The sequence below is a fragment of the Synechococcus sp. YX-04-1 genome (genome assembly GCF_030546365.1).
In the GTDB taxonomy this organism is placed as follows: Bacteria; Cyanobacteriota; Cyanobacteriia; order PCC-6307; family Cyanobiaceae; genus Parasynechococcus.
Map to the genome: position 1 here is coordinate 253,575 of NZ_JAUONZ010000003.1, position 26,440 is coordinate 280,014.

Consider the following 26,440-nt stretch of genomic DNA (forward strand, 5'->3'; position numbering starts at 1 on the left):
GATGGATGGGAGCCGGGGGACTTGAACCCCCAAGACCAGTGGCCGGCTGATTTTGAGTCAGCTGCGTCTACCAATTCCGCCAGGCTCCCGCACGGGAATTGTATTGATTGAAGGGCCCCGCTTCAGTGGATGTTGCGCTTCACCTCAGCGCCGGCAGCGCTGAGCTTGGCTTCGAGGTCGTCGTAGCCCCGATCAAGGTGCTTCAGACCAGCCACTTCGGTGATTCCTTTGGCGGAGAGACCAGCCAGAACCATGGCAGCCGCTGCACGGAGGTCGGTGCCGGTGACGGGAGCCGCGCTCAGCTGAGCCACGCCTTCAACAATGGCTGTGCTGCCCTTGAGACGAATGGATGCCCCCATGCGTTGCAGTTCGGCCACATGCTGCAGCCGGTTTTCGTAGATCTTTTCGCTGATCACACTGGTGCCCTTCGCGGTGCACATCAGGGCCATGAACGGTGCCTGAAGATCGGTTGGAAACCCAGGAAATGGCTGAGTGGTGATGTCCACCGCCGTGATCTCTCCCGGGGTGATCGTCACGGCCCTCCCCTTGATGTCGATGGAGCAGCCGCAATCCCGAAGTTTTTGGATTACCGCGCTGAGGTGCTCGGGAATGACGGGCTCCACCACCAGTGGTGAGCGCGTGATTGCCGCCGCCATCAGGAAAGTTCCGGCTTCGATGCGATCCGGGATCACCGGATAGTTGTTGCAACCATGGAGCCGCTCCACTCCCTTAACGGTGATCACCGGGCCGCCAGCGCCGCTGACCTGGGCTCCCATGCTGTTGAGCAGGTTGGCCAGGTCCTGCACTTCAGGTTCCTGAGCAGCATTTTCAATGGTGGAGACCCCATCGGCTAGAACCGCTGCCATCAGTAGGGTTTCGGTGGCGCCAACGCTGGGGCAGTCGAGCACGATCTGAGCCCCTGTCAGGCGTTTTTTGATGCCCGGGACTGACGCCGTGACAATCCCGTGCTCAACGTGGACGACGGCACCAAGGGCTTTCAGACCGCGGATGTGCTCGACGACGGGACGTGCCCCGATGCGGCAACCCCCAGGCAGGGGGACCCGTGCGTGTCCCAAGCGTCCAAGCAGGGGGCCAATGCTGAAGAAACTGGCGCGAAGGCTGTTGACCAGTTCGTAGGGAGGAGCAGAGCCGCTGAGCTTGGCGGCGGTGAGGCGAATGCGGTCCGCCCTTCGGTTCACCTGAACCCCCAGAGATTCAAGGATGGCGCTCATGCCATCGATGTCTGTGAGGGAGGGAATATTGGTCAGCTCAATGGTCTCCTCGCTGAGGAGGCTGGCTGTCATCAGTACCAGAGCAGAGTTTTTGGCACCGCTGACGCGAAGCGTTCCCTTCAGTGCCTGGCCGCCGCTGACATTGAGGCGTTGCTTGAGACCCTCTTGAGACACTTCTGCAACGGCCTTCATCGATGAGCTGATCCCCTATATCGGGATCTTGGCAACGTTCTTTGAGACCGTCTAGACGGCCGGCGTTCAAACTGGACAGTTTGTTACGGGGCTGGGGCAGTCACGAATCGGTGATGCCCTATGTTCTTTCGGTCGAACACGACACGCCAGCGGATGTGGCGGAATTGGTAGACGCGCTAGTTTCAGGTACTAGTGGTGGCAACATCGTGGGAGTTCAAGTCTCCCCATCCGCACTAACTTTGTCGGATAGCAACGCCCGACAATCATGATCGTTCTCAAGATCTCCAATGCATCGGAAGTGGTTGCTTCCAAGGTTGGCAAGTTCCTTGAGCTCCTCACCCCTAACTCCATAGATCACACAACCGTTGAGGATCAGGTGATCAAAAAGTTGATTGAGAATCTTGCGGCGGAGGGAATTAAAGGTGAAATCGCAGCCATCAATGGCCTCGAGCTCGATGGCGAAAATCTGAGCGTTCACAAAGGCCTCAACGTGCGCAAACACGCAGAGTTCTGAGTCATTCTCTGGACTCCTCCTCTCCCCTGATCAGCAGCCGACGCAATCCCCTGGTCAAACGGTTGCGAACTCTGGCCACCCGTGCGGGGCGACAGGCCGAGGGACTGTTGCTTCTCGAGGGCACCCACCTGTTGCAGGAAGTTCTCAGGCAGGGCAACGCACCCGAGGAAATCATCGCGACTGAAGCCTGGTTGCAATGTCATCCGGCCCTGGCTGAACGTTGTCCACAAGCGCGATGGCGGATCGTCACTGATGAGGTGTTGCGGGCTGCTCTCACAACGGTCACACCCGATGGTGTTGCCTGCCTGAGCCCCCTGGATCGACTGCCCACCGTCCCTCCAGAGCAGGACTTCCTCCTGGTTCTGGATCGGATTCAGGATCCAGGGAATCTGGGCACTTTGCTGCGCACGGCCCTGGCTGCTGACATCAACGCGGTCTGGATGGGGGCTGGCGTTGATCCCCTCGGCACGAAGGTGTTGCGGGCCTCTGCCGGTGCTCTGCTTCAACTGCCGCATCAACGCTTTGGCCCGAGCGAAGCGGTTGCGATTTCACAGCTTCAGCAGGAACTGACGCAACTGGTGGCCTTGGGTGTGCAGGTGGTGGCCACCCTGGTGCCCGATTCGAACAAGGCTGATCCTCCCTTGCCTTACTGGGATCTCGACTGGACGCTGCCGACGGCGCTGGTGCTGGGAACCGAGGGAGCAGGTCTGCATCCGGATCTGCAGGCCTGCTGTACCCATGCCGTCACGCTCCCCCACAGCGCACGGGTGGAATCCCTGAATGTGGCGTCTGCCGCTGTTCCTCTCCTTCTGGAGCGGCGAAGGGCGACAATGACCGCCACATCGCAGCAGTTCGGGTGAGCGACGCCAGCTTCGACTTCGACGTCATCGTTATTGGAGCCGGCTACGGCGGCTTCGACGCTGCCAAACATGCCGCCGAGCACGGCCTGAAGACGGCGATCGTTGAATCTCGCGACATGGGTGGCACCTGTGTGAACCGGGGCTGTGTTCCCTCCAAGGCGCTGCTGGCCGCCAGCGGAAAAGTGCGGGAACTCGCGGACGACAAGCACCTGTCGAGCTTCGGAATTCACGCTGCTCCTGTGCGGTTCGAACGGCAGAAAATCGCTGATCACGCCAATCAGCTCGTTCAGACCATCCGCACCAACCTCACCAAAACCCTGGAAAGGGCAGGGGTGACGATCCTTCGGGGGCACGGCCGTCTGGAGGGGAGCCAGAAGGTGGGGCTGCGGGAGCCCAGCGGGGTGGACAGGGTGCTGACCGCCAAAGACGTGATCATCGCCACGGGGTCTGATCCTTTTGTGCCGCCAGGCATCGAAACCGATGGCCGCACGGTGTTCACCAGTGATGAGGCCATCAACCTGGAATGGCTGCCCCGCTGGATCGCCATTATCGGCAGCGGTTACATCGGCCTTGAATTCGCTGATGTGTACACCGCCCTCGGTTGCGAAGTGACGATGATCGAGGCCATGGACAAGGTGATGCCCACCTTTGATCCCGACATCGCGAAGATCGCTGGGCGTCATCTGATTGATGGTCGCGATATCGATGCGCGTTCCGGTCTGCTGGCCCGCAAGGTCACACCGGGCTGTCCGGTGCAGATCGAGCTGGCTGATTTCAACAGCCGTGAACTGGTGGAGACCCTTGAGGTTGATGCCGTTCTGGTGGCGACAGGGCGTGTTCCCAGCAGCAAGGATCTCAACTTGGAGTCGCTGAATGTGGAGACGAACCGTGGCTTCGTCCCGATCGACGACGCGATGCGGGTCTTGGTTAACGACCAGCCTGTTCCCCATCTCTGGGCCGTCGGAGATGTGACAGGCAAGCTGATGCTGGCCCACACGGCAGCGGCCCAGGGCACCGTTGCCGTGGACAACATCCTTGGTCATGCGCGCGAGATCGATTACCGCAGCATTCCGGCAGCTACCTTCACCCATCCCGAGATCAGCTCTGTTGGCCTGACCGAGGCGGATGCCAGAGCTTTGGCAGAGAAGGATGGCTTCCAGCTCGGTTCCGTTCGCAGCTACTTCAAGGCCAATTCCAAAGCTTTGGCAGAGCTGGACAGCGACGGTCTGATGAAGCTGCTGTTCAACAAAACCAGTGGTGAAGTGCTGGGGGCCCACATTTACGGACTTCACGCCGCCGACCTGATCCAGGAGGTGGCCAATGCCGTTGCCCGTCGTCAGAGCGTGCGTCAGCTCGCCACCGAAGTGCACACCCACCCGACCCTCAGCGAGGTGGTGGAGGTCGCTTACAAGCAGGCTGCCGCCCAGGTGGCAGCCTGATCACGCCCAGCTTTTTCGTTCCAGCTTTTTCCCTGTTCCATGGAGATCCGCCGTCGTCCCCCCAACCCCAAGGTGCGGGTGGCCCATCTCGAATATGCGGTGCCCCATGACGACGAAGAACCGCGTCACATTCTCGAGAAAATTGTCTGGGCAAAAGACCGTGAGATCGATATTGCTCGCGACAAGGTTCCCCTCGACAACCTGAAGCAGCAGATTGCCAAGCTTCCCCCCACAAAGGATTTCCTGGGGGCACTTCAGGCGGCCGCAACGAAACCAGCGGTGATTGCTGAAGTGAAAAAAGCGAGCCCCAGCAAAGGGGTGATCCGCGAGGATTTCGACGCGGCGGCGATTGCCAAGGCCTACGCCGCTGGCGGTGCAAGCTGCCTCTCGGTGCTTACCGACAAGACGTTTTTCCAGGGCGGTTTTGATGTCCTGGTGGAAGTGCGTCAGGCCGTCGACCTGCCTCTTCTCTGCAAGGAGTTTGTGCTGAGTCCTTATCAGCTGTTTCAGGCCCGGGCGGCCGGCGCTGATGCGGTGCTGCTGATCGCTGCCATCCTGTCGGACCAGGATCTTCGTTATCTCAACAAGGCTGCGGCGGCACTGGGCCTCACGGTGTTGGTGGAGGTCCACGACGCCACCGAGATGGACCGTGTGCTCAGCATTGGCGGCTTCCCCTTGATCGGGATCAACAACCGTGATCTCGCCAGCTTCGAGACGGATCTGGCCACGACCGAGCGTCTGATGATCGATTTCAACGACCGGTTGAAGCAACTGGGGGCGCTGCTTGTGAGTGAATCGGGCCTGTTCAGCCGGGCCGATCTCGATCGGGTGCAAGCCGCCGGTGCGGGGGCTGTGCTGGTGGGAGAAGCCCTGATGCGGCAGCCGGATGTTGAAGCTGGTCTGGTGCAGTTGATCCAGGCCGTCTAAGGCCATTGCTATTTCACTGCTGATGCAGAATTGCGACATTCAGGCGGTTCTTTGTGCTGATTACCCTTTTGACCGGTGTTGTAGCCGGGGCCGTTCATGTGGTCGGTGGTGCTGATCACTTGGTGGCGATGGCGCCCTTCTCTCTGAACAAGCCATGGGCTGCCTGTCGTCACGCCTTGGCTTGGGGTGCCGGTCACTCCACAGGAGTTGTGGTTTTGGCGTTGATCGCCATTGGTCTGAAAGACCTGGCCCATGTGGAGGCCATGTCGTCCTGGGCGGAATTCCTCGTGGGCGTGGCCCTTTTGGTGGTGGGTGCCCTGGCCGTGCGCACGGCCTTCGGGCTGGAACTGCACACCCATGAGCACCGCCACGACGGTGCCGCCGAGCATCGTCATCTTCACCTGCATGTGCACGGTGCCAGCAATCACCGTCGCCACGTCCATGCCTCCTCCGGTCTGGGTCTCCTGCATGGCCTGGCGGGGGCCAGCCACCTGCTCGCGGTGATTCCTGCTTTGGCTCTGCCGCCCCACGCCGCTGTGGGCTATCTGGTTGCTTACCTGCTTGGATCCATCGGCGCCATGGTGGCCGTGGTGTCGGTGGTGTCGTTCCTCACCCTCCGTAGTGGTGCCCGGCTGATGCCCTTCATCGTGGGCGGTACGGGCGCTCTCTCGATCATCACCGGGGCCATCTGGCTGCAGAAGACCTCACCGGCCCTGTTCTGATTCCCCGCGCGGGAGCCGGCCTACCACTTCGCCGATCAACAGGTTTGTTGGCACAGCTCCGAGTTGGCGGCTGTCGGTGCTTTCGGTGGGGTTGTCTCCCAGCAACCAAAGCCCGGTTTCCTCAACGCTCTTCAGACGCTTGATCAGGCGGAGCTTGCTTCGCTGTGGATGCCAGGTCACGACCACGGATCCCAGGCTGGGAGAGAGCTTCCGTCCCAGCCGTCTGACCAGAACCCGGTCTCCAGGTTCAAGGGTGGGTTGCATCGATCGTCCTTCGATCCGCAGCAGAAGCAGTCGCCCACAAAAAAGCAGCAGCAGGTCGCGAAGACCTGCTGCTGCGATGGGGGGATTGGTTCTGTTCGAACTCAGGATGCGGTGACCCAGGCGTCGGAACGGCCCTTGGACTGCCAGAACATGCCGTGGATTTTTTCAACGGCAGCCATCAGTTCTTCTGCCTTGGCCTGATCGATGTTCACCTTGCAGGCGCTGCAGAGCTTGGCTGCTTTCCAGAAGGTGTCGTGCAGGTCAGGGAAGGTGGCCAGGTGATCGGGCTTGAAATAGTCGGTCCAGAGGATCAACAGCTCTTTCTTGGTCTTCTGTGCTTCCTCTTCCTTGATGGCGATGTAGCGACCGAAGGTGTTGTTGTAAGCAGCCAGAGCAGCCGCGTCACCAGCGACGGGAGCTTCCATCGCCTTCAGCTTTTTGGTCATCGACAGCACGGCTTCGGCTGCCACACGAGCGGAAGCCGGGTCGTACACGCCACAAGGACCGTCGCAATGGGCTTCTGCCACGGGAGCAGGAAGGGCACATGCAAGGGCGGAAAGGGCCGAGCGCAGCATCGGTTTAGAGCGGAATTGGCTTTGGATGAGCCTAGCTTCCGCTCACTTCTTCACGTCGAGCAGTTCCACCTCGAAGATCAAGGTTGCGTTGGGGGGAATCACGCCACCGGCGCCCCGGGCTCCGTAGGCCAGGTCGGAGGGGATCACCAGCTTGCGCTTGCCGCCCACTTTCATTCCGGCAACGCCTTCATCCCAACCCTTGATCACCCGGCCAGCGCCGAGGGGGAAGCTGAAGGGGGTTCCCCGGTCGTAGCTGGCATCGAACTGCAGTCCGTCTTCCAGGGTGCCGCGGTAGTGCACCACAACCGTTTGGCCGGGAGTGGCCTCTTCGCCGTTGCCCAACTCCACCTCGATGATTTTCAGACCACTGGCGGTGATGGTGGTGTCAGGGGCATCGAGGGGGCCGCCGAGGGCTGAGGCGTCGGCGGGAGCGGAATCGTTGGCCATGGCGAAAAGAGTTGGGTTGGGGTCGTCAGGGTCGAGTTCGAAGCTCAACGCTTTTTGTGGTTTCGAAGCCTCGGTGCGAATTGCAGCCGGCTGCGCCGGGGCTGCGGAAACGGTGGAGGGGGCAACGATCTGGCTCACCAGGGCCAGGAGCAGGCAGGCCACGCAGACCGTTGTGCTGATGATGATGTCGCGCACGGAAAGGCTTCTATTGCGTCGATTCTGACCTCCGGTCAGCGGCGTCGGCGTTCATTCAGGCCGGTTCATCTGCCGCAGCTGTTGCTCTAGGCGATCAATCCGGCCCCGCAGCTCATCAACTTCCTTCTGGCTGGGAACGCCAAAGTCCTGGAGCAGGTTGTCGCGGTTGCGTTCCAGGTTGCGCCCCATTTGCTGTTCCAGTTCGGGGGTTTCACCGCGGAGGGCTTTCAGCACGTCGTCCACCAGAGCGGACGCTTCATTCGGATCCAGCCGTCCACTGCTCACCCAGTTCTGGGTAACGCCGCGCAGACGGTCCGCAACGAGGGTGGTTGTCCCCAGGCCGCGGAGCAGCAGTTGCTGAAGAGGATTCGCGGCATCCATGGCGACAGGTGGGCGGGTCCGATCCAGGATGCCTTCGGCCGGGACTGCTGACCATGGGCAATCACCAACTGCAGGCCGGATCGCGGGCGCTGCTGGGCGGCGTCTTGGCAGGCATGGCTCCATCTCTTGGCGGGCCATTGCTGATGGTCCCCGCCCTGGCGCTGCTCTGGTCTGTGGCTGAGCGTCCACGCTGGTCGGCGGGCTGGGGACTGCTGGCTGTTTTGGTCAGCCACCGTTGGTTGCTAGCCCTGCATCCACTCACCTGGATGGGTGTTCCCGCCTGGCTCAGCCTGCCGGTGGCGCTGGGCCTCTGGCTGGCCTGCGGGAGCCTTGCCGCTCTTCTCTTGGCTGGATGGTCTGTGCTGGCGCGGCGGCTGCCTCGCCGCTGGCCGCGTCTTGTGCGGCTGATGCTGTTGGCCGGGCTTTGGGCCCTGGCTGAACTGGTGCTGTCAGGGTCGCCGCTGTTTTGGATCGGCGTCGGCGGCACCACCCTGCCCTGGGACCGCCCCTTGGCGGGGTTGGCCCGCTGGTTCGGCTCCGGAGGGCTGACGTTGCTGCAGTTGTGCTGGGGCTGTTGCCTGCTGGCCCTGTTCGAGCAACCAGCTGCCTGGCGTCGTTGGGGCTTGCTCGGATTGGCCACTGTGCTTCTGGCCCATGGCTTAGGGAGCTGGCTGTTGTTGGCGCCGCCGCCGCCGGTCGGCTCCGTTGCTCTGGGGGTCTGGCAACCCGCCGTTCCCACACGAGAAAAATTCGATCTGGAGCGTCAACAGGCGCTTCCAGAAGCTCTGGTGGATGCGATGCGTCAGCTGGAGCCCAACAATCCAGCTGCTGTGGTGGCTCCGGAAGGAGCGCTGCCGGCGCGTTTTCAGCTGCCGGCCGATGCTCCAGCCATTCCCTTGATCAGTGGCGGATTTCGTTGGGTGCGGGGTCAGCAACGCAGTTCTTTGTTGCTGTACGAGCCGCCGGCCCGTTCTCCTGTTCCCTTAGCTGATAAGCACCGTTTGGTTCCGATCGGGGAATGGATCCCGCCCCTTCCTGCCGGGCTGACGGCGGGTCTGTCTGCGGTGGGTGGATTGTCTCCCGGTCCGGCCTCGAGAACGATGGCGGTGGTTGAACCCCCAGCGGCTGTGGCGATCTGTTACGAGATCGCCGATGGTCTGGCTCTGGCGCGCGCTGCTGCCGATGGTGCGACCTGGCTCCTTGCCATTGCCAATCTCGACCCCTATCCGCTGCAGCTGCAAAAGCAGTTTCTGGCTCTGGCGCAGTTACGGGCGATCGAGACAGGACGGGATCTGCTCAGCGTTGGCAACACGGGCCCCACGGCGCTGATTTCGGCCAATGGGTCGGTGCAGTGGCTGCTTCCGCCTGAGGCTCGGGGCGTCGCCGAGGCCGTCGTTCAGGTGCGCCAGCGCGTCACGCCCTATTCGCGTTGGATTAGTCCCCCACCCAGAACAGTTTCACCGTCGTAGAAGACAGCCGCCTGCCCTGGCGTGATCGAGAACTGCTCCTCTTCAAAGCTGAGACGGCAGCGGTGGGGCCGCTCTCGCTGCTGATCTGCCTCGGTTGCTGGGAGGGGTGAAAGCTGCGCAAGCACCGGCGAACTCCGATAGCGCACCTGCACCTCAACGGTTTGCGGCGCCTCGATCGGGTCAATCGAGACCCAGTTCACCGCGCCCACCACGCAGCCGTCTCGCCCGGCTTCGGCCCGGGGTGCGACGACCACTCGATTCATCGCAGCGTCAAGGCGGATGACGTGAAGGGGCTCGCGCCAGGCCACCCCGAGACCTTTGCGTTGACCGATGGTGAAGTGTTCGATGCCATCGTGCTCGCCCACAACGGTCCCGTCCGCCAGCACGATTTCCCCCTGCCGCGGTGGCAGATAGGCATCCAGGAACGCCCGCATTGATCCGTGGTGGTCTGCCAGGCAAAGATCCTGGCTCTCTGGTTTTTCTGCGGTGCGCAGACCGTGTCGAGCGGCTTCGAGCCGCGTGTCGGATTTGGTCAGTTCCCCTAAGGGGAAAACGATGCGCCCCAAGACCTCTTGGGGCAGGTCATAGAGGAAATAGCTCTGGTCCTTGCGGGTATCGAGGCCCCGCAAAAGCTGATGTCGCCCTTGATCGCCGCCATGGCGGATTCGGGCGTAGTGGCCGGTGGCGATGCGGGGCAGCTTGCGCTCCTGTAGAGCCCAATCGAGCATCGGTCCAAATTTCACCGATCGATTGCACTGGGAGCAGGGCAATGGCGTGATCCCATCGCGATAGCCATCCACCAGCCGTTGAACGATCTCCTGTTGGAACGTCTCCCGCGTGTCCACCACATGGTGGGGAATGCCCAGCTGTTCACAGATGCCGGCCGCATCCACCAGCCCCTCGGCGCAACAGGCCCCTTTCCCGCTCATCAGCCAGAGCGTCAGGCCTTCCACCTGCCAGCCCGCCTCCACCAGCAGCGCAGCAGTGAGGGAACTGTCAACGCCTCCAGAGAGACCAACGGCCACGCGATGGTCCCCAGGCCATTGCCGGAGGCGCTCAAGAGCAGCCTCTCCAGCGCGGGTTGTGGTGGATCCGATGGCCATGGGCGGCGCAGGGAGTTCTCTCCATAGTGAGGTCCCGGCAACCTGTAACTGGTGTGGCCTCCCGCTGATTCCGATCACTTACTGGTGGATGCCGCGTCCATGGGCGCCGCGGAACAGAGGTTGTTTGACAGCGGAATGCCCGTCGCTGCCTTGATGGAGAAGGTGGGGCTGGCCATGGCGGCTTGGCTGCTTGCGCGCCGGGATCTGCTGCACCGTGGCGTTGTGGTCCTGGTGGGACCGGGTCACAACGGTGGCGATGGTCTGGTGGTGGCCCGGGAGTTGAACCTGGCTGGCATTGAGGTGTCGTTGTGGTGTCCCCTGCCGATTCGCAAGCCCCTAACCGCTGAACATCTGCGCCACGGGGAGTGGCTTGGTCTGCGTCGCTTGTCTGAAGAGCCCGACCCAGGTGGAGCAGCATTGTGGGTGGATGCGGTCTTCGGGCTCGGCCAGAGCCGGTCGCTGCCTGAGTCGTTGGCGGATCTGTTTCGGCGTCGGCAGCAGCTGCGACCTGGGGCGTTGATCAGCCTGGATGTGCCGTCGGGCCTCTGTTCTGACCATGGAACTGTGTTGGGCGAGCAGGCGGCCTGTGCCGCGGTCACCCTCAGCGTTGGCTGGTTGAAGCGCGGGTTGTGTCTGGACCCGGCCCGTCCCTGGGTTGGTGCGTTGGTGCGGATCGATCTGGGGTTGCCCCCTGCTTTGGTAGGCAACGCCGCTGCGGTCTTGCCGCGCCGCCTGCCGGTGGGAGAGGCCTGTACGGCCCCGTTACCAGCGCTGCCGCCCACAGCGATGAAGTACGAACGGGGCCGCTGCCTGGTGGTGGCGGGCAGTGATCACTACCCCGGCGCGGCTCATCTCGCGCTTCGGGGGGCCATGGCCAGTGGCTGCGGCTGCGTTCAGGCTGTTGTGCCGCCCTGTCTTCAAGCCAGCTTGTGGCAGGTGTTGCCGGAGGTGATGCAACTGGAGGAGGGGGTGATTCCAGACCGGCTGGATGCGGTGTTGGTCGGTCCCGGGCTTGGCAACCCGTCTCGGTGGTGGAACCAGTGGTCGGAGCAACTGCGCACCGTCGCTGGTTTGCTGGTGCTCGATGCAGATGGGATCAATGCCCTGGCGTCCAGTCCGGAGGGGTGGCGCTGGCTACTGCAGCGTCAGGGTCCAACCTGGCTGACACCCCACGCTGCTGAGTTCGCGCGTTTGTTCCCTGATTGTGGTGCGGCTGATGCGCTGGAGAAGGCGATTGCCGCAGCACGCTGCAGCCGTTGCTGCATTTTGCTGAAGGGAGCGCATTCCGTGCTGGCGGATCCATCGGGTATGGCGGTGGTCCTGACAGATACGACTCCTCGTGTGGCCCGCACCGGCCTGGGTGACCTGCTGGCCGGTTTTGCCACCGGTTGGGGCGCCCAGGCTGTTGCGGCTCAGCAGCAGCCTGGGCTGGAAAGCTTTACTGCCGCTGCGGCTTTGCATGGTTTGGCGGCAGCTCGTGCTCGCTCAAGTGATGCTTCAACGGTTGCGGATTGTTTGAAAATCAATACAGCGCGGTGTCAGAAAAAGCAAACAACGATGTTCAACGAAGTCTGAACAAATGCGTCTTTTTCATCGTCTCGGCTTGTAGGTCCCAAAAGAGCTTTCCTTCGTTTTTAAATCTTTCGCAAATCTGAAATGTTGCGGTTTGCTGTTCTGAATCTGAAGGGTTGCTGAAAACACATCGACATTCTTTCTGTTCGTAGGAAAGTCATTTCACTTCCGCAGCACCCAAGGTGTCCACAGCTTCCAAGCCGCTGGAGACGCAACGTCGGCGCAGCAGCGACCCCGTCAGTTGGTATCTCGCCACCATCGGCAGAATTCCACTGCTGACCCCAGCTGAAGAAATCGAACTGGGCAATCAGGTGCAGGCCATGATGGCCCTCACCGAAGACGGTTCCCGTGAGTTCGAGGATGGAGAACTCACCACGCCACAGCGCCGGCTTCTGAGAATCGGTCGCCGCGCCAAAGAGCGGATGATGAAGGCCAACCTTCGTCTTGTTGTCAGCGTTGCCAAGAAATATCAAGGCAAAGGTCTGGAATTGCTCGACCTGATTCAGGAGGGCTCCCTCGGACTTGAGCGTGCTGTAGAGAAATTCGATCCCACCCGGGGTTACAAGTTCTCCACCTATGCCTTCTGGTGGATCCGCCAGAGCATGACCCGCGCCATTGCCTGCCAGTCGCGCACGATCCGGCTTCCTGTCCATCTCAGTGAGCGGCTCACCACGATCCGCAAGGTCAGTCTTGATCTGGCCCACAAGCTGGGCGCCATGCCCAGCCGTGTGGAGATCGCCGAAGCCATGGATATTCCTTTGGATGAACTGGATTCGCTGCTGCGTCAGGCCCTCACCACCAGCAGCCTGGATGCTCCCGTCAATGGTGAGGAGGGGCGCAGCTTCCTCGGGGATCTGATCGCTGATTCATCCCTTGATGAACCGCTCGAGATCGTTGAGCAGCGGATTCATCACGAACAGCTGGGCCGCTGGCTGAGCCACCTGAGCGAACAGGAGCAGCATGTCCTGCGCATGCGCTTCGGGCTTGAGGGCAATGAGCGCCACACGCTGGCTGAAATTGGACGCCTGATGGAGGTGTCCCGAGAGCGGGTGCGTCAGGTTGAACTCAAAGCGTTGCGGAAGCTGCGCAACCTCACCCGTCGTCTCCCGAGCGGCATCTGAGCCGCCTCGGGTGACGATGGCTCCAACAGATCCAATTCAGCTGAATCAGTCTTCCGCCCAGATGTAGCGGGTGAGTTCTGAGGGGTCTGGTTCGGGTGCGGAGAGGGCGAAGTCAACGCAGTCCTGAACGATGCTGTCGATTTCCTTCTCGATCGCGCGCAGCTCGTCGCTGCTCACCAGACCCGCTTCGGTCAGGTCCCGCTCGAGGGCTTTGAGGGGATCACGCTTGGCCCAGAACTGCTTTTCTTCCTCCGCCCGCAGTTCGTCAGGGTCGGCCAGGGAATGACCGCGGAAGCGATAGGTCAGGCACTCCAGCAAGGTCGGCCCTTCACCCGCTCTGGCTCGTTCGACTGCGCGTTGAGCCGCTGCCCGCACCGCAAGAACGTCCATGCCGTCCACTTCCTCTCCGGCCATGCCGAAGGAACTGGCCTTGCGCCAGATCTCCGGGTCACTGGTGGCCCGGTCGTGGGCCATGCCGATGGCCCACTTGTTGTTTTCGACCACGAAAATGATTGGCAGCTTCCACAGCTGCGCCATGTTCATGCACTCGAAGAACTGACCGTTGTTGCAGGTTCCATCGCCGAAGAACGCTGCTGTCACGGCGTTGCTGGAGGCATCACCGAGGGCGTCACGCTTGTAGCGGCTGGTGAAGGCAGATCCGAGTGCCACGGGAATGCCTTCGGCGATGAAGGCAAAGCCCCCCAGGAGGTGATGCTCCTTGGAGAACAGGTGCATCGAACCGCCGCGACCCTTGCTGCAACCGGTCTCCTTGCCGAAGAGTTCGCTCATGACTTCGCGGGCAGGCACGCCGGCACTCAAGGCATGCACGTGGTCGCGATAGGTGCTGCAGAACCAGTCGTGCTGCCGCTTCATCGCACCGATTACACCGGTGCTGACTGCTTCCTGACCGTTGTAGAGGTGCACGAAGCCAAACATCTTGCCCCGGTAGTACATCTCGGCGCATTTGTCCTCAAAGCGCCGGCCCAGGGTCATGTCCCGGTAGAGGTCCAAACCGGTGTCCCGGTCCACGGTGGCCCGTTGTGACGTGACCAGTTTGGAGAGCCGTTCGGCATGGGGACCAGCAGTCGCAGTGCCAATCGGAGCGGAATCGACAGCGAGGTCCTGACCCATGTCCACCTAAGGGATTGCGCTCAACTTTAAGGGCCAACGGATGAGCGATGGGCAAAACCCCAGACACTGACTAAGATCCGCGTCTCCTCGCAGCGCCGCTGTTGGATCTGCCCATCGATCATTTCCGACTTCTGGGCGTCAGTCCATCGGCAGCGCCTGAAGCGATTCTGCGTCGCTTGGAAACCCGCTGTGACAGTCCACCGGATCAGGGCTTTACCCACGAGGCTCTGCTCCAACGGGCCGACCTACTTCGTCGCTCCGCCGATCTGCTGACCGACCCCTCCGACAGGGCTGAATACGAAGCAGCTCTGTTGCGGCTCAGTGAATCCCATCCCAACGGCACGGTGGGGTTGGACCTCCCCACCAGCAGTGAGGTGGCGGGCCTGATTCTGCTCTGGGAGGCCCATGGAGCTCTCGAGGCCTTTCAGTTGGCGCGGCAGGGTCTCCAACCCCCTCAGGCCCCTGCCCTCGGAAGCGGCCGTGAAGCGGATCTGACGCTCCTGGCCGCCCTGGCCTGCCGCGATGCTGCCCTGGAGGAACAAGACCAACGGCGCTACGAGTCGGCGGCCCAGCTTTTGATTGACGGCATTCAGCTGCAACAGCGGATGGGCAAGCTGCCCGACCAGCAGCGCCAGCTGGAAGACACCCTGCAGGGGCTCACTCCCTTCAGGATTCTGGATCTGCTCAGCCGTGATCTCGGTGATCAGGACTCCCATCAACGGGGTTTAACGCTGTTGGATGAGCTGGTCGTGGCCCGTGGTGGTCTGGAGGCCGCCGATGCTGATGTGGATCAGCCCGGCAGCCTCTGCCAGGACGATTTCGAATCGTTCTTTCATCAGATCCGTCGCTTCTTGACCGTTCAGGAGCAGATCGATCTGTTCAGCCGCTGGTTTGAGGGGGGCGCCGCCGATGCCGGTTTCCTCACGGTTCTGGCCCTCACCGCCGCGGGCTTCTCGCGGCGCAAGCCCGAGTTCCTCGAGCAGGCGCGCGCCCGGATGCAGACGCTTGCCAATGCCGACCTTGATCCCATGCCGCTGCTTGGGTGTCTGGATCTGCTGTTGGGCAACGTCAAGGATGCGGATCGGAATTTCGCCGTTTTGCGGGATCCAGATCTGCAGGCCTGGTTCTTGAATCACCCCGGTGATCGGCTAGCCGCGCAATGCGAATACTGCCGAGCCTGGCTTGAACGCGATGTCTTGCCGGGATATCGCGACGTTGATGCCTCGGGCGCTGATTTGGATGCCTGGTTTGCTGATCGTGACGTTCAGGGCTTTGTCGATCGTCTCGATCGCAAGGCGTCGCGCCAGATCGGCGCTGAAGAGATGCCCCTGGCCTGGGCATCTGCAGGGGATGCAGCTCTAGGTGAGTCGAGCGAACCGGCTGAATCGGACCAGGAGGTTGACTCCGAAGACGCGGATGCCACGCCGCTCTGGCAGCAACGCTGGGTTCGCCCCGCTGCTGCAGTTCTTGCACTGGTCGGGATCACCGTTGCAGGTTCCGCCTTGCTTCGACGCAACTGGAACCCTGCTCCGCTCTTGCCGGAAACCGCTTCACGACCCGCTGAGGAGAAGCAGGTTGAAGAGACGCCGGAGCTCGACGCTGTTTCATCCCCCGCGGATGACGAGCCAGTCGCGAGCCTGAAGGCCGATCTTGAGCCTTCAGCACCGTCTGAGCCACTGGTCAGTGATGCCCCGACGGAAGCCGAGCTTCAGGCCTTGCTCCAGGGATGGCTTGATGCCAAGGCGTTGACGCTGTCTGGTCAGCAAGCTGATCTTTCCGTCGTGGCGAGGGAGCCTCTGGTGAAGCGCGTGGAGCTGGAGCGGGCCGCTGATCAGGCTGCAGGGCGATCCAAGTCGATTGATGCTGCCATCACCACTATCGAGGTGGTCGACCGCAAGCCTCAGAGGATTGAACTTCTGGCCCAGGTGGCCTACAGCGATCGCCTTCAGGCTGCCGACGGAACCGTCATTGAAGAGACAGCACCGACTGATTTCATCGTGACGTATGTGCTTGGCAGAGATGGAACCCAATGGCTTTTGCACGACTACATCCCGGGCTCTTGACTTGCTCGATTGAGTGGCTTGACCGTCGCTTTTTACGATCACTCCATTGATCCAGGGGCGTAACGCCGATGTTCGACGAGCTTTCAGCCCGTTTTGAGGATGCGGTCAAGGGGCTGCGTGGCCAAGACAGCATCAGCGAAACCAACGTCGATGGAGCCCTGAAGGACGTCCGTCGGGCCTTGCTTGAAGCCGACGTCAGTCTGCCGGTGGTGAAGGAGTTCGTGGCTGAGGTCCGCGACAAAGCCGTAGGTGCCGAGGTGGTGCGAGGCGTCAGCCCGGATCAGAAGTTCATTCAGGTGGTCCATGAACAGCTGGTGGAGGTCATGGGGGGCGATAACGCTCCCCTGGTGAAGGCTGCTGACGCTCCCACCGTCGTGTTGATGGCCGGCCTTCAGGGTGCCGGTAAAACCACCGCGACGGCCAAGCTGGGCCTCCACCTCAAAGATCAGGGGCGTCGAGCCCTGATGGTGGGTGCCGACGTCTACCGACCAGCTGCCATCGAGCAGTTGAAAACGCTCGGTGCTCAGATCGATGTGGAGGTGTTCAGCCTCGGTGCCGAGGCCAAGCCGGAAGATATTGCGGCCGCTGGTCTGGCCAAGGCGAAAGAGGAAGGGTTCGACACGCTCCTGGTCGACACCGCCGGTCGCCTCCAGATCGACACCGAGATGATGCAGGAGATGGTGCGGATCCGCACCGCTGTGCAGCCCGATGAGGTGCTGCTGGTGGTGGATTCGATGATCGGCCAGGAAGCGGCCGAACTCACCCGTGCCTTCCACGACCAGGTGGGGATCACCGGAGCGGTGCTCACCAAACTCGATGGTGATTCCCGCGGCGGTGCCGCCCTCTCGATCCGCAAGGTGAGCGGTCAGCCGATCAAGTTCATCGGCACCGGCGAGAAGGTGGAGGCCCTACAGCCGTTCCATCCCGAACGGATGGCCAGCCGCATCCTCGGCATGGGTGATGTGCTGACGCTGGTGGAGAAGGCCCAGAAGGAGGTCGAACTCGCCGACGTCGAAAAGATGCAGAAGAAGCTGCAGGAGGCGACTTTTGATTTTTCGGACTTTGTGAAGCAGATGCGCTTGATCAAGCGCATGGGCTCGCTTGGGGGTCTGATGAAAATGATCCCGGGCATGAACAAGATCGATGACGGCATGCTCAAGCAGGGGGAGCAGCAGCTCAAGCGCATCGAGGCCATGATCGGCTCGATGACACAGCAGGAGCGGGAAAACCCCGACCTCCTGGCGAGTCAACCCTCAAGGCGTCGCCGGATCGCCAGCGGCAGCGGTCATCAGGCTGCAGATGTGGACAAGGTGTTGGCCGACTTCCAGAAAATGCGCGGCTTCATGCAGCAGATGAGCCAGGGCAACATGCCCGGCATGGGAGGCATGCCCGGGATGGGCGGAATGCCAGGTATGCCCGGAATGGGTGGAATGCCGGGCATGGGTGGAATGCCTGGAATGGGCGGAATGCCCGGGGGCGGTGGTCGCCCCGGTCGCGGTGGACCGCCGAAGCGGCAGCGACCCGCCAAGAAGAAGAAGGGCTTCGGGGACCTGTGAGGGTGGAACGGTATGGTGGTTGTTTGGCGGGCGTTTAGGCGTCGCCGGACCACCTCTTTCCTTCATTCCAGGGCCACGATGATCAAGCTCCGCCTGAAGCGGTTTGGCAAGAAGCGGGAAGCGAGCTTCCGCCTCGTGGCCTGCAACAGCACCTCACGTCGGGACGGTCGTCCCCTTCAGGAGCTGGGCTTCTACAACCCGCGGACGAAGGAAACGCGTCTCGACACCGAGGCCATCCGTGAGCGTCTGGGTCAGGGTGCTCAACCCACCGATGTCGTGCGCACGCTGCTCGAGCGCGGCGGTCTTCTGGAAAAGACCGTGCGTCCTGCTGAGACCGTCGGCAAGGTCAAGCAAGCGGCCAAGCGTGAAGCTGATGCCAAGCAAGCCGCCAAGGAGGCTGCTGAGGCCAAGGCTGCAGCAGCTGAGGAGAAGGCTGCTGAAGCTTCCGATTCCGCAGAATCCGAATCGACCGAGGGCTGATCATTCCGGTGTCTGACGACGGCGAACGCGGCCGTTTCGTTCTCGACCTGCCTGATCCTGATGCTGCACTGGCCTTGGCTGGTGAAGCAGAAACAACCCTGCATCGCCTTGAAGCTCTGACCGGAGCCTCCATGGTGCTGCGGGGTCTTCAACTGGTGATCACCGGGCGGCCAACGCAGATTGAGAGGGCTGCTGCGGTTGTGGAATTGGTGCGTCCGATCTGGCAGGACGGCCAGTCGGTGTCACCGGTAGACCTTCAATCGGCCCTGGGGGCTCTCAACACCGGCCGCGGCGATGACCACGCCGCCATGGGTGAGCAGGTGTTGGCGAAGAGCCAGAAGGGCAACCTGCTGCGCCCGCGCACGCTGCGCCAAAAGAAATACGTGGATGCCATGGAGCGCCACGACCTCACCTTTGCCCTCGGCCCTGCCGGCACCGGCAAAACTTTTCTTGCCACCGTTCTCGCGGTTCGGATGCTCACCGAACGCAAGGTGGAGCGCTTGATTCTCACCCGGCCGGCTGTTGAAGCTGGGGAGCGCCTGGGGTTCCTGCCGGGCGACCTGCAACAAAAGGTGGACCCCTATCTGCGTCCGCTCTACGACGCTTTGCATTCCCTGCTCGGCGCGGAGAAAACCACTGTGCTTTTGGAGAAGGGCGTGATTGAGGTCGCTCCCCTGGCTTACATGCGGGGCCGAACCCTCAGCGATGCCTTCGTCATCCTGGATGAGGCGCAGAACACCACGCCTGCCCAGATGCGCATGGTGCTGACCCGCCTCGGAGAGCGTTCTCGGATGGTGGTGACGGGAGACATCACCCAGGTGGATCTTCCCGCCACCGTGCAGAGCGGTTTGGTGGAGGCTTCCGATGTTCTGGATGGTGTGGAAGGGGTGGCTGTCTGTCGCCTCACCGCGGCGGATGTGGTGCGTCACCCCCTGGTGCAGCGGGTGGTCGAGGCCTATGCCCGACGGGACGAACGCAAGACAGCCAAGCCTCAGCGTCGATAGGGAGATCCACACTCCAATCCCTTGCCACCGCTGGCAGGATATGAGGAGTCTTTGGTGACCTGGTCAACATGCCAGCAAGCAGCAATTTCCAGGAGGCGATCCGTCAGGCGCAATCGAGCGCCCTTGTCGGGCCCAACGTTGTCAATAAAGCTCTGCCCTACGTCGGTGGCGGCATGGTGCTCACCTCGATTGGGGTGATCGGTGGTCTTTCGATGATGGCCACCCCGTTGTTCATGCCCCTGTTCTGGGTGGCCGTGATCGGCAACCTGGTTCTCTTCTTCGTCGCGCAGAACGTCGCGATGAAGGGGAACAACGCCACAGCCTTGCCGCTGTTGTCGATCTACAGCCTGATCACCGGATTCACCCTGAGCGGTCTCGTGGCGTTCGCTGGAGCTGTCGCCGGTATCGGTGCGGTCGGCACAGCTGCCCTGGCCACCGGCATCACCTTCGTGATTGCTTCGATCGTTGGTCGTCGCATGAGTGATTCCGTCGGTCAGGCGCTCTCCGGCGTGGTTGGTCTCGGCTTGATTGGCCTGATCCTGGCCATGGTCGTCCAGTTTGTTGGCGGCATTTTTGCCCCAGCCATCTTCCATGGCACCAGCTTTGAACTGATGATCGCCGGCTTCGGCACTGTGCTCTTCGTAGGCGCCGCCTTCGTCGACTTCTACACGATGCCTCGCTCTTACCGGGATGACCAATACCTGGCAGGTGCCTTGAGCATGTACCTCACCTACATCAACCTGTTCATCTTCATCCTGCGCTTGATCATCGTGCTCAACGGTGGTGGTCGTCGCGACTGACGATTTCAACGCAATCGAATCTGCCTTCGCCCCGGCTTGTCCGGGGTTTTTTTATGGCTCAACCTTCGGCCACGGCATAGACGCTGTTCCCGATAGCTTGTTTCTGCTCGGCGTCGTACCCCCACTTCTCCAGGAAGGAGACGTCTTCACCGCGGTTGTCGAGGGCGGCGGCCAGCAGTTGCTCCAGACGCTCTTTCACCTCTGCTGGTTCCAGCAGCCTGAGTAGTTCAATGCAGCGGTTGCTGACCCGCTCCGAGCCTGCCTGCTGCACTTCATCTCCCGTGCGCCTGTGATGAACGGCCATGGCGGTGCTCATGGCCAGATTGCGGACGCTCAGATCCACAACTCCAGCACCGGCGCCGCGCAGTTGGCCGACGACGGCATCGGGCAACCGATCCATCAGTACGCTCTCGCCCGCCAGGCTCACCACAAAAAATCCCCGGGCACCATCGCGGCTGGCCACCATTTCACCGATCCGGTCGGCCAGCACCTCATCGCTGATCTCCTCGTTATCCCACTGCTGCAGCCAGGCCGCTGTGATCTCCATGGCCTGCTGGAAGGTGGGCTGCTGATTGGCCATGGCAGCGTGGAAACACTGTGGCCAGGCTATGGGCAGGTGTGGCCGTTCCAATGTCCAGCGCTTCTTTCCATGATCTTCATCTGCGTCTTCCAGCAGGACATTGGAAAGAGCTTCAGCAGCACTGTGAGCGATCAGGAGAGAGTGCGAGTGCTGTGATCCGGAAGGCTCTTGGCGATTATCTCGATCTGGAGCACCACACCCTGTGGCAGCTATCCACCTCAAGTGCGGTCGTAAAAGGGGTGTTTGGTGAGGCGCTGCAGGTGAAAGATCTTGCAGACCACGGTGATTTCGGCATTGGCACGTTTGAGCAGCTTGATGGGGAGGGAATCCTCTTGAACGGTGTGTGTTGGCAAGCCGGTGCCGACGGCACGCTCATCCAGGCTCCAATGGACGAAGGGATTCCCTTTTGGATTGCCACCCATTTCGCCTGCGAACGCCAGATGCGTCTCGGCCCGATTTCGGATCTGGGGCAGTTTGCTCAGCTGCTCGACCCCTATCGCCCCAGTGCGAATTTGTTTGTGGCGATTCGCGTTACGGGCGAATTTGAAGAGGTGATGGTGCGCTCCGTTTCGCGCGTTGAACAAGGGGCCAGCCTGCTGGATGCAACGCGCGCTCAAACCACGTTCACCCATCACGCCATACGGGGAACGTTGGTTGGTTTTTGGAGTCCAACCCATGCAAGCAGCCTCAATATTCCCGGCTATCACCTTCATTTCCTTTCAGACGATCAGCGCCATGGTGGCCATCTGCTCGATTTGAAAGCCACCGCGTTGGAGGTGGAGTTTGATTTCCAATCAAATCTTCGGTTGGCGCTGCCTGAAACCAAGGAATTTTTGATGGCGGATCTTTCGGGTGATCCATCTGCCGCTTTGGAAGAGGCAGAAACGCGAGGAGGCCGTTGACGGCGCAGACTTGGCGTATGCAACCAACTCCTCTGCCAGAGGACTACCGCTCTGGCTTCATCGCACTGATTGGTCGACCGAACGTGGGTAAATCCACGCTGGTGAATCAGCTGGTTGGGGAGAAGGTGGCGATCACATCCCCTGTGGCCCAAACCACCCGCAATCGCCTGCGGGCAATCCTCACCACGGAGGTGGCACAGATGGTGCTGGTGGACACCCCTGGTATCCACAAACCCCACCACTTGCTTGGGGAACGCTTGGTGAAGAGTGCGCGCAGCGCCATCGGTGAAGTGGACCTGGTGGTGTTGCTTCTGGAGGGGTGCGAGCGCCCGGGGCGGGGTGATGCCTTCATCGTGAATCTGCTGCAGCAGCAGTCCCTGCCGGTGCTGGTGGCCCTGAACAAGTGGGACAAACTGGCGGAGGAGCATCGCTCCGAGGCGGAAGAGGCCTATGCCGCCCTGCTGCATGAGACGAATTGGCCGGTGCACCGCTGCAGCGCCCTTTCAGGCGATGGCTGCGAAGAGCTCACAGCAGCGATGGCGGCTCAGTTGCCCTTGGGGCCACAGCTTTATCCGCCCGAGATGGTGAGTGATCAACCAGAGCGGGTGCTGCTGGGTGAACTGATCCGCGAGCAGGTTCTTCTGCACACGCGGGAGGAGGTGCCCCACAGCGTTGCTGTCACCATTGATCGCGTTGAGGAGTTGCCGGCAAAGGGCAAAGGGGCTGGGCGAACAGCCGTTCTGGCCACGGTGCTGGTGGAACGCAAGAGTCAGAAGGGAATCCTGATCGGCAAAGGTGGGGCGATGCTCAAGACGATCGGCCAGGGGGCCCGGCTGCAGATGCAGGTGCTGATCGATGGCCCGGTGTATTTAGAGCTGTTCGTCAAGGTGGTGCCCGATTGGCGCAGCAAACCGGCCCGCTTGGCGGAGCTGGGTTACACGGGCAATCAATAACCGCGCGCTTCACAGCATCAGCGCGTAATGTCGCGCCCATGCTTTCGCTGCTGACGCGCCAAAAGAGCTTTCGCGATCCGTGGGTCGGTCACCCTGGCCTGAACCGGCGTTGGCAGCTGCATCGACACCGCGTTCAGCTGGCGGAGACGCTCTGTCTTTGGAGACGCCTGCTGCGACCGGCGCAGCTGTCCAGCCTGGAGAGGGACGGTTTTGTGGCGCTGGAGAACTTCCTGCCGCAGCAGGAGTTCGAGGCCTTGCGTGACGAGGTGGAGGCGGTTGTTGGTCGCGCCTCACGCCTGCATCCAGTACAAGACAACACCCGGCCTGGTTTTCGCCCCAAGCAACCCTTTGCTGGAGGGTTTGACCGTTTCGATGGAGGCACCCTCAACCGTTTCTTACACATCGATCCTGAGCAAATGCCTCGGGCCGCTGCCTTCTCCGATGACCAGCGGCTCAGTGCGGGATCCCGCCAGATCATTGGCTTGCCGATGAATCCGCGCAAGCTGGACATTTATCTCACGGTGCATGGCGAGGAGACCCGCACGCCGGATCTGCAGAAGGTGCTGCACCGCGACACGTTCTTCCGTGCCCTCAAATTCTGGTTTTTTTTGCGGCCGGTTCAACGTCAGGACGGCCCTTTCGAATACGTGCCGGGCAGCCATCGTCTTGATCAGTACCGCTTGCGTTGGGAGCAGTCCACAGCCACCGCGGCGGCCGAACAACGGCGGCAGCCAGATGTGTCTGGATCCTTCCGAATTCAGGAAGAGTCCTTGGCTGAGCTGGGTCTGCCCAAGCCTGTTGCGCTCACTTGCCCTGCCAACACTCTGGTGTTGGCGGATGTGTTCGGCTTTCACCGGCGCGGAGCAGCCGCCCAGGGTCGGCAGAGGTTGGCGCTCTACGGCTGGAACCGCCCCTATCCCTTTTCTCCCATCAGCTGGTGATCCGGCTGAGAGGATGGGCGCATGAGTGAACAAGTCTTTCCCCCCGAAGACCCTGGCTCCTTTCTGAGCCTCTGCGACGGGGTGTGGATGAGCCTTCGCAGCTGCTTTGAGCTGGCTGCCGGTGGTGATGACGAGTGGCACAGCAGCGAACGGGGTGAACTCACCGTCCGCTGCGTGAAAGAGCAGGGAGCTCTCGGCCAACTGCAGGTGCAGGCCCCTGGTGGAACCTGTAGCACGCTCACCTTCGCCGCTGATGGACAGCTGATTCTCGATGCTGATTCCCAGGGCAACTGGAGGTTCTGGCCCGACGGCAGCATGGAGCTGAACCTCAGTCGGGCTGACGGCGTGCAGGTTCAGGAGAGGATCTGGTTCACGCGGGTCAACCTGCGCTTGCGCAGCACCACGGCGGTGGATGCGCAGGGAACACCAGTGCAGGGCAGTTTCTGCACGGACATCCGCAGGGTGTCCAAACCGGCGGCCTGAGGCGGAATGGCGCCCTATCGCCTTGATGTGGTGAGCCTGGCGCCGCAGGCGTTTGCTCCTCTGCTGGAGCTGGGGGTGATCGGTCGCGCCTTCAACGCGGGTATTGCTGAGTTGCATCTGCACAACCCCAGGGACTTCGCCACGGATCGCCATCGCAAGGTTGATGACGAGCCCTACGGGGGCGGTGCCGGCATGGTGCTCAAGCCGGAGCCGGTGTTCGCTGCGATGGAGGCGATTCCCCGCAGCCCCCGCAGCCGGGTTCTGTTGATGTCGCCGCAGGGGCGTCCCCTGCAGCAGGAGGATCTGCAGCGCTGGTCCACCGACCACGATCAACTGGTCTTCCTCTGCGGTCACTACGAGGGGTTTGACGAGCGGATTCGCGGTTTAGCCGATGAGGAGGTGTCGATGGGTGATTTCGTCCTCACCGGTGGTGAGCTACCGGCGATGACGGTGATTAACGGCGTTGTTCGCCTGCTGCCCGGCACGGTTGGGACGGCCGATTCCCTGGTGGAGGAAAGCCACAGTGCACTCCTCCTGGAACACCCGCACTACACCCGTCCTGCTGACTTCCGCGGCATGGTCGTTCCGAATGTGCTGCGCAGTGGCGACCACGGTGCCATCGCCCGGTGGCGTCAGGAGCAGCGGGAGCAGCGCACCCGCGAGCGGCGACCTGATCTGTTTGCCCGCTGGCAGACCGCGACAATGAATGACCCTTCAGAACCCGGCATGGAGCTGCGCATCGGCAACGGATACGACATCCATCGGCTGGTGCCTGGACGGGCCCTCATCCTGGGGGGTGTAACCCTGGACCATCCCGACGGTCTTGGCCTGGATGGACACAGCGATGCCGACGTGCTGGTGCATGCCGTGATGGATGCCCTGCTTGGGGCCCTCGCCCTTGGTGACATCGGCAAATACTTCCCCCCCACCGATCCCCAATGGAAAGGGGCCGACAGCTTGAAGCTTCTGGATCAAGTCGTGAAGTTGGTGAAGGAGCGCGGCTGGTCTGTGGTGAACATCGATGCCGTGGTGATTGCCGAGCGCCCCAAGCTCAAGCCGTATATCGCGGAGATGAGCAGCCGTATGGCGTCAGCGATCGGCATTGCCCCGGATGCCGTGGGTGTGAAGGCCACCACCAACGAAGGCTTGGGTCCGGAGGGACGGGAAGAGGGCATCAGTTGCCAGGCTGTGGCCCTGCTGCAGCGGAGCTGAACCTTGCATCATCTCCGGTCGCTACTGCTTAGGGTCATCGCACCATGTTTGGCGCTGATTCTGTTGTTGGGCGGGCTTTCGAAGGCAGAGGTTCGGGCAGAGAACGCCCCGAGGCTTGGTGAAGCTGTGGCTGTGGTTGAGCACCTGCGGCTGCAGGTGCCCCAGGAGAGCCGTGAGCATTGGATGGTGGCGGAACGCGGCAGCTGGGAGCCTTGGTTGAAGCAACAGCCTGGGTTTCTGGGCCGTGAACTGTTCTGGGATCCAGCAACAGAGGAGGGAACGCTGCTGATTCGTTGGAGCAGTCGTGAGGAATGGAAATCCATCTCCATGGAAGAGGTGGAGACGGTTCAGGAGCGCTTCGAGATGCTGGCCCGCGAGCAAACAGGACAGCGCCAGGGCAACCCTTTCCCGCTGGTGTTTGAAGGGGAACTGTTACCGCAGTGAACACGCCGGATGCTCGCCTCGATCTGCGGCGCCGCCAACGCTTGGGCATGGTCGAGGCCGTTTGGGGGGAACACAAGACAGCCGATCAGATCGTCGCCATTCTTGAAAGCTTTGCCGCAGCAGGAGAACTGGGTTTTGTGACTCGGGTAGCTCCTGAAAAGGCGGCACGGGTGTGTGAGGCGTTGCCGGAGGTGGCGCGGCACCCCGATGCTCGCTGCCTCACCCTGGGTGCGTTGCCTTCAGTGCCTGCGCCACCAGCTGAGGTGGTGGTGCTCAGTGGAGGCAGCAGTGATCGCACGGTGGTGGCTGAGATCAGCGTGGCACTGCGTTGCCATGGCATCGGCGTGGATCCTGTGATGGATGTGGGGGTGGCCGGATTGCATCGCCTGCTCGATCAACTCCCCCGCCTGGCCTCGGCTCGGATCCTGATCGCCTGCGCGGGGATGGAGGGTGCGTTGCCGACAGTGCTCGCTGGTCTGGTGCCGCAACCCGTGATTGGCGTCCCCATTTCCGTTGGCTATGGGATTAGCGCAGGGGGGCGAACTGCTTTGGAAGGAATGCTCGCCAGCTGTGCCCCAGGGCTGACTGTGGTGAATATCGACAACGGCTACGGCGCAGCAATGGCTGCATTGCGGATGCTCAGAGGCTTTGCCCCAGAAGCTTCAAGCTGAGGTATCAAGCCCCCGCGGGAGGATCGATTTGGCCGAGGCGCTTCAGCTCAGCGCTGTTGTGGTCGCATTCCACCCGCTGAAGCGCATGGACAAGAGCATCAAGATCAGCCCGAGCTAGCTCACCGTCCTGTTGCCATTCCATGGAGCGGGGGTCGGGAGCCAACGCAGGTAGTCCAAATTTGGTTATCAACAAATTAAGGCTGATTC

General features: G+C 61.7%; 29 protein-coding genes and 2 tRNA genes. 21 read left to right on the top strand and 10 right to left on the bottom strand.

What is annotated here, in order from left to right; translation table 11 throughout:
• Positions 1-6: 6 nt before the first annotated feature.
• Positions 7-89, bottom strand: a tRNA-Leu gene (locus Q3Y53_RS07505).
• Positions 90-122: 33 nt separating this feature from the next.
• Complete coding sequence (murA, locus tag Q3Y53_RS07510; protein ID WP_303534713.1) at positions 123-1,424, bottom strand: UDP-N-acetylglucosamine 1-carboxyvinyltransferase; 1,302 nt, start codon at positions 1,422-1,424, stop codon at positions 123-125.
• 149 nt (positions 1,425-1,573) lie between these two features.
• On the opposite strand from murA, the gene Q3Y53_RS07515 reads away from it, so the two are divergent.
• The 6 genes from Q3Y53_RS07515 (at position 1,574) to Q3Y53_RS07540 (ending at position 5,886) form a co-directional block, all read left to right on the top strand.
• A tRNA-Leu gene (locus Q3Y53_RS07515) sits at positions 1,574-1,657 on the top strand.
• Between the two features lie 32 nt (positions 1,658-1,689).
• Positions 1,690-1,938 (top strand): hypothetical protein, encoded by a 249-nt coding sequence (locus tag Q3Y53_RS07520; protein WP_303534714.1) that lies wholly within the window; start codon positions 1,690-1,692, stop codon positions 1,936-1,938.
• Positions 1,939-2,000: 62 nt separating this feature from the next.
• Complete coding sequence (locus Q3Y53_RS07525) at positions 2,001-2,798, top strand: RNA methyltransferase (protein ID WP_303534716.1); 798 nt, start codon at positions 2,001-2,003, stop codon at positions 2,796-2,798.
• Complete coding sequence (gene lpdA, locus Q3Y53_RS07530) at positions 2,795-4,237, top strand: dihydrolipoyl dehydrogenase (RefSeq protein WP_303534718.1); 1,443 nt, start codon at positions 2,795-2,797, stop codon at positions 4,235-4,237. The genes Q3Y53_RS07525 and lpdA overlap by 4 nt, the downstream gene beginning before the upstream one ends.
• A 39-nt stretch (positions 4,238-4,276) precedes the next feature.
• Positions 4,277-5,164 (top strand): indole-3-glycerol phosphate synthase TrpC, encoded by an 888-nt coding sequence (gene trpC / locus Q3Y53_RS07535; protein ID WP_226425611.1) that lies wholly within the window; start codon positions 4,277-4,279, stop codon positions 5,162-5,164.
• Between the two features lie 53 nt (positions 5,165-5,217).
• Positions 5,218-5,886 (top strand): hydantoin utilization protein A, encoded by a 669-nt coding sequence (locus Q3Y53_RS07540; RefSeq protein ID WP_303534720.1) that lies wholly within the window; start codon positions 5,218-5,220, stop codon positions 5,884-5,886.
• On the opposite strand, the gene sodX is transcribed toward Q3Y53_RS07540, so the two are convergent.
• The 4 genes from sodX to Q3Y53_RS07560 are packed head-to-tail and all read right to left on the bottom strand — an operon-like array spanning position 5,869 to position 7,748.
• Positions 5,869-6,258 carry a nickel-type superoxide dismutase maturation protease gene (gene sodX / locus Q3Y53_RS07545; RefSeq protein WP_368506439.1) on the bottom strand — a complete coding sequence of 130 codons (390 nt, stop codon included), beginning with the start codon at positions 6,256-6,258 and terminating at the stop codon, positions 5,869-5,871. The genes Q3Y53_RS07540 and sodX overlap by 18 nt on opposite strands.
• Positions 6,252-6,725 (bottom strand): superoxide dismutase, Ni, encoded by a 474-nt coding sequence (gene sodN / locus Q3Y53_RS07550; RefSeq protein ID WP_303534722.1) that lies wholly within the window; start codon positions 6,723-6,725, stop codon positions 6,252-6,254. Before sodN ends, sodX begins: the two co-directional genes overlap by 7 nt.
• Positions 6,726-6,767: 42 nt before the next feature.
• Positions 6,768-7,367: an FKBP-type peptidyl-prolyl cis-trans isomerase gene (locus Q3Y53_RS07555; RefSeq protein WP_303534724.1), complete on the bottom strand. Its 600-nt coding sequence runs from the start codon at positions 7,365-7,367 to the stop codon at positions 6,768-6,770.
• A 51-nt stretch (positions 7,368-7,418) separates the two neighbouring features.
• Positions 7,419-7,748: a phasin family protein gene (locus tag Q3Y53_RS07560; protein WP_226401159.1), complete on the bottom strand. Its 330-nt coding sequence runs from the start codon at positions 7,746-7,748 to the stop codon at positions 7,419-7,421.
• Positions 7,749-7,801: 53 nt separating this feature from the next.
• Between Q3Y53_RS07560 and lnt the strand changes: the two genes are divergently transcribed.
• Positions 7,802-9,217, top strand: a complete 1,416-nt coding sequence (lnt, locus tag Q3Y53_RS07565; protein WP_303534727.1) for an apolipoprotein N-acyltransferase — start codon at positions 7,802-7,804, stop codon at positions 9,215-9,217.
• Here lnt and mnmA read toward each other — a convergent pair.
• Positions 9,169-10,320, bottom strand: a complete 1,152-nt coding sequence (gene mnmA, locus Q3Y53_RS07570) for a tRNA 2-thiouridine(34) synthase MnmA (RefSeq protein ID WP_303534729.1) — start codon at positions 10,318-10,320, stop codon at positions 9,169-9,171. The genes lnt and mnmA overlap by 49 nt on opposite strands.
• Before the next feature lie 51 nt (positions 10,321-10,371).
• Between mnmA and Q3Y53_RS07575 the strand changes: the two genes are divergently transcribed.
• Together Q3Y53_RS07575 and Q3Y53_RS07580 are read left to right on the top strand one after the other, a co-directional pair.
• Positions 10,372-11,895: an NAD(P)H-hydrate dehydratase gene (locus Q3Y53_RS07575; protein ID WP_303534731.1), complete on the top strand. Its 1,524-nt coding sequence runs from the start codon at positions 10,372-10,374 to the stop codon at positions 11,893-11,895.
• Between the two features lie 179 nt (positions 11,896-12,074).
• Positions 12,075-13,013, top strand: a complete 939-nt coding sequence (locus Q3Y53_RS07580; RefSeq protein ID WP_226425605.1) for an RpoD/SigA family RNA polymerase sigma factor — start codon at positions 12,075-12,077, stop codon at positions 13,011-13,013.
• Positions 13,014-13,058: 45 nt separating this feature from the next.
• On the opposite strand, the gene pdhA is transcribed toward Q3Y53_RS07580, so the two are convergent.
• Positions 13,059-14,144, bottom strand: a complete 1,086-nt coding sequence (pdhA, locus tag Q3Y53_RS07585) for a pyruvate dehydrogenase (acetyl-transferring) E1 component subunit alpha (RefSeq protein ID WP_226425601.1) — start codon at positions 14,142-14,144, stop codon at positions 13,059-13,061.
• 101 nt (positions 14,145-14,245) lie between these two features.
• Here pdhA and Q3Y53_RS07590 point away from each other — a divergent pair, with 101 nt between their 5' ends.
• The 5 genes from Q3Y53_RS07590 to Q3Y53_RS07610 all read left to right on the top strand — a co-directional run bounded on the left by Q3Y53_RS07590 (position 14,246) and on the right by Q3Y53_RS07610 (position 20,047).
• The gene (locus Q3Y53_RS07590) at positions 14,246-16,207 is read left to right on the top strand and encodes an IMS domain-containing protein (protein ID WP_303534735.1); all 1,962 of its coding nucleotides are present in this window, start codon (positions 14,246-14,248) and stop codon (positions 16,205-16,207) included.
• A gap of 68 nt (positions 16,208-16,275) precedes the next feature.
• Positions 16,276-17,763 carry a signal recognition particle protein gene (gene ffh, locus Q3Y53_RS07595; RefSeq protein ID WP_303534737.1) on the top strand — a complete coding sequence of 496 codons (1,488 nt, stop codon included), beginning with the start codon at positions 16,276-16,278 and terminating at the stop codon, positions 17,761-17,763.
• 78 nt (positions 17,764-17,841) lie between these two features.
• Positions 17,842-18,243, top strand: a complete 402-nt coding sequence (gene rpsP / locus Q3Y53_RS07600) for a 30S ribosomal protein S16 (protein ID WP_226425595.1) — start codon at positions 17,842-17,844, stop codon at positions 18,241-18,243.
• Between the two features lie 8 nt (positions 18,244-18,251).
• Entirely contained in the window at positions 18,252-19,247 is a 996-nt protein-coding gene (locus Q3Y53_RS07605) for a PhoH family protein (RefSeq protein ID WP_303534740.1), read from the top strand.
• Positions 19,248-19,315: 68 nt separating this feature from the next.
• Positions 19,316-20,047: a Bax inhibitor-1 family protein gene (locus Q3Y53_RS07610; protein WP_226425593.1), complete on the top strand. Its 732-nt coding sequence runs from the start codon at positions 19,316-19,318 to the stop codon at positions 20,045-20,047.
• 58 nt (positions 20,048-20,105) lie between these two features.
• On the opposite strand, the gene Q3Y53_RS07615 is transcribed toward Q3Y53_RS07610, so the two are convergent.
• Positions 20,106-20,627: a hypothetical protein gene (locus Q3Y53_RS07615; RefSeq protein WP_226425591.1), complete on the bottom strand. Its 522-nt coding sequence runs from the start codon at positions 20,625-20,627 to the stop codon at positions 20,106-20,108.
• Positions 20,628-20,677: 50 nt separating this feature from the next.
• Here Q3Y53_RS07615 and budA point away from each other — a divergent pair, with 50 nt between their 5' ends.
• Genes budA through larB form a run of 7 tightly spaced genes read left to right on the top strand, consistent with a single transcriptional unit; the run spans position 20,678 to position 26,233 of the window.
• Positions 20,678-21,529 (top strand): acetolactate decarboxylase, encoded by an 852-nt coding sequence (budA, locus tag Q3Y53_RS07620; RefSeq protein WP_226425590.1) that lies wholly within the window; start codon positions 20,678-20,680, stop codon positions 21,527-21,529.
• A gap of 17 nt (positions 21,530-21,546) precedes the next feature.
• Complete coding sequence (era, locus tag Q3Y53_RS07625; protein ID WP_226425589.1) at positions 21,547-22,482, top strand: GTPase Era; 936 nt, start codon at positions 21,547-21,549, stop codon at positions 22,480-22,482.
• Between the two features lie 38 nt (positions 22,483-22,520).
• Entirely contained in the window at positions 22,521-23,423 is a 903-nt protein-coding gene (locus Q3Y53_RS07630) for a phytanoyl-CoA dioxygenase family protein (RefSeq protein WP_303534744.1), read from the top strand.
• Positions 23,424-23,444: 21 nt separating this feature from the next.
• Positions 23,445-23,906, top strand: a complete 462-nt coding sequence (locus tag Q3Y53_RS07635; RefSeq protein WP_303534746.1) for a phycobiliprotein lyase — start codon at positions 23,445-23,447, stop codon at positions 23,904-23,906.
• Between the two features lie 6 nt (positions 23,907-23,912).
• The gene (gene trmD, locus Q3Y53_RS07640; RefSeq protein WP_303534747.1) at positions 23,913-25,118 is read left to right on the top strand and encodes a tRNA (guanosine(37)-N1)-methyltransferase TrmD; all 1,206 of its coding nucleotides are present in this window, start codon (positions 23,913-23,915) and stop codon (positions 25,116-25,118) included.
• A gap of 57 nt (positions 25,119-25,175) precedes the next feature.
• On the top strand, positions 25,176-25,562 hold the full coding sequence (locus tag Q3Y53_RS07645; RefSeq protein ID WP_303534821.1) for a TIGR03792 family protein: 387 nt from the start codon (positions 25,176-25,178) through the stop codon (positions 25,560-25,562).
• Entirely contained in the window at positions 25,559-26,233 is a 675-nt protein-coding gene (gene larB, locus Q3Y53_RS07650; protein ID WP_303534750.1) for a nickel pincer cofactor biosynthesis protein LarB, read from the top strand. The genes Q3Y53_RS07645 and larB overlap by 4 nt, the downstream gene beginning before the upstream one ends.
• Before the next feature lie 4 nt (positions 26,234-26,237).
• On the opposite strand, the gene Q3Y53_RS07655 is transcribed toward larB, so the two are convergent.
• Positions 26,238-26,396 (bottom strand): hypothetical protein, encoded by a 159-nt coding sequence (locus tag Q3Y53_RS07655; RefSeq protein WP_226425706.1) that lies wholly within the window; start codon positions 26,394-26,396, stop codon positions 26,238-26,240.
• Positions 26,397-26,440 lie beyond the last annotated feature (44 nt).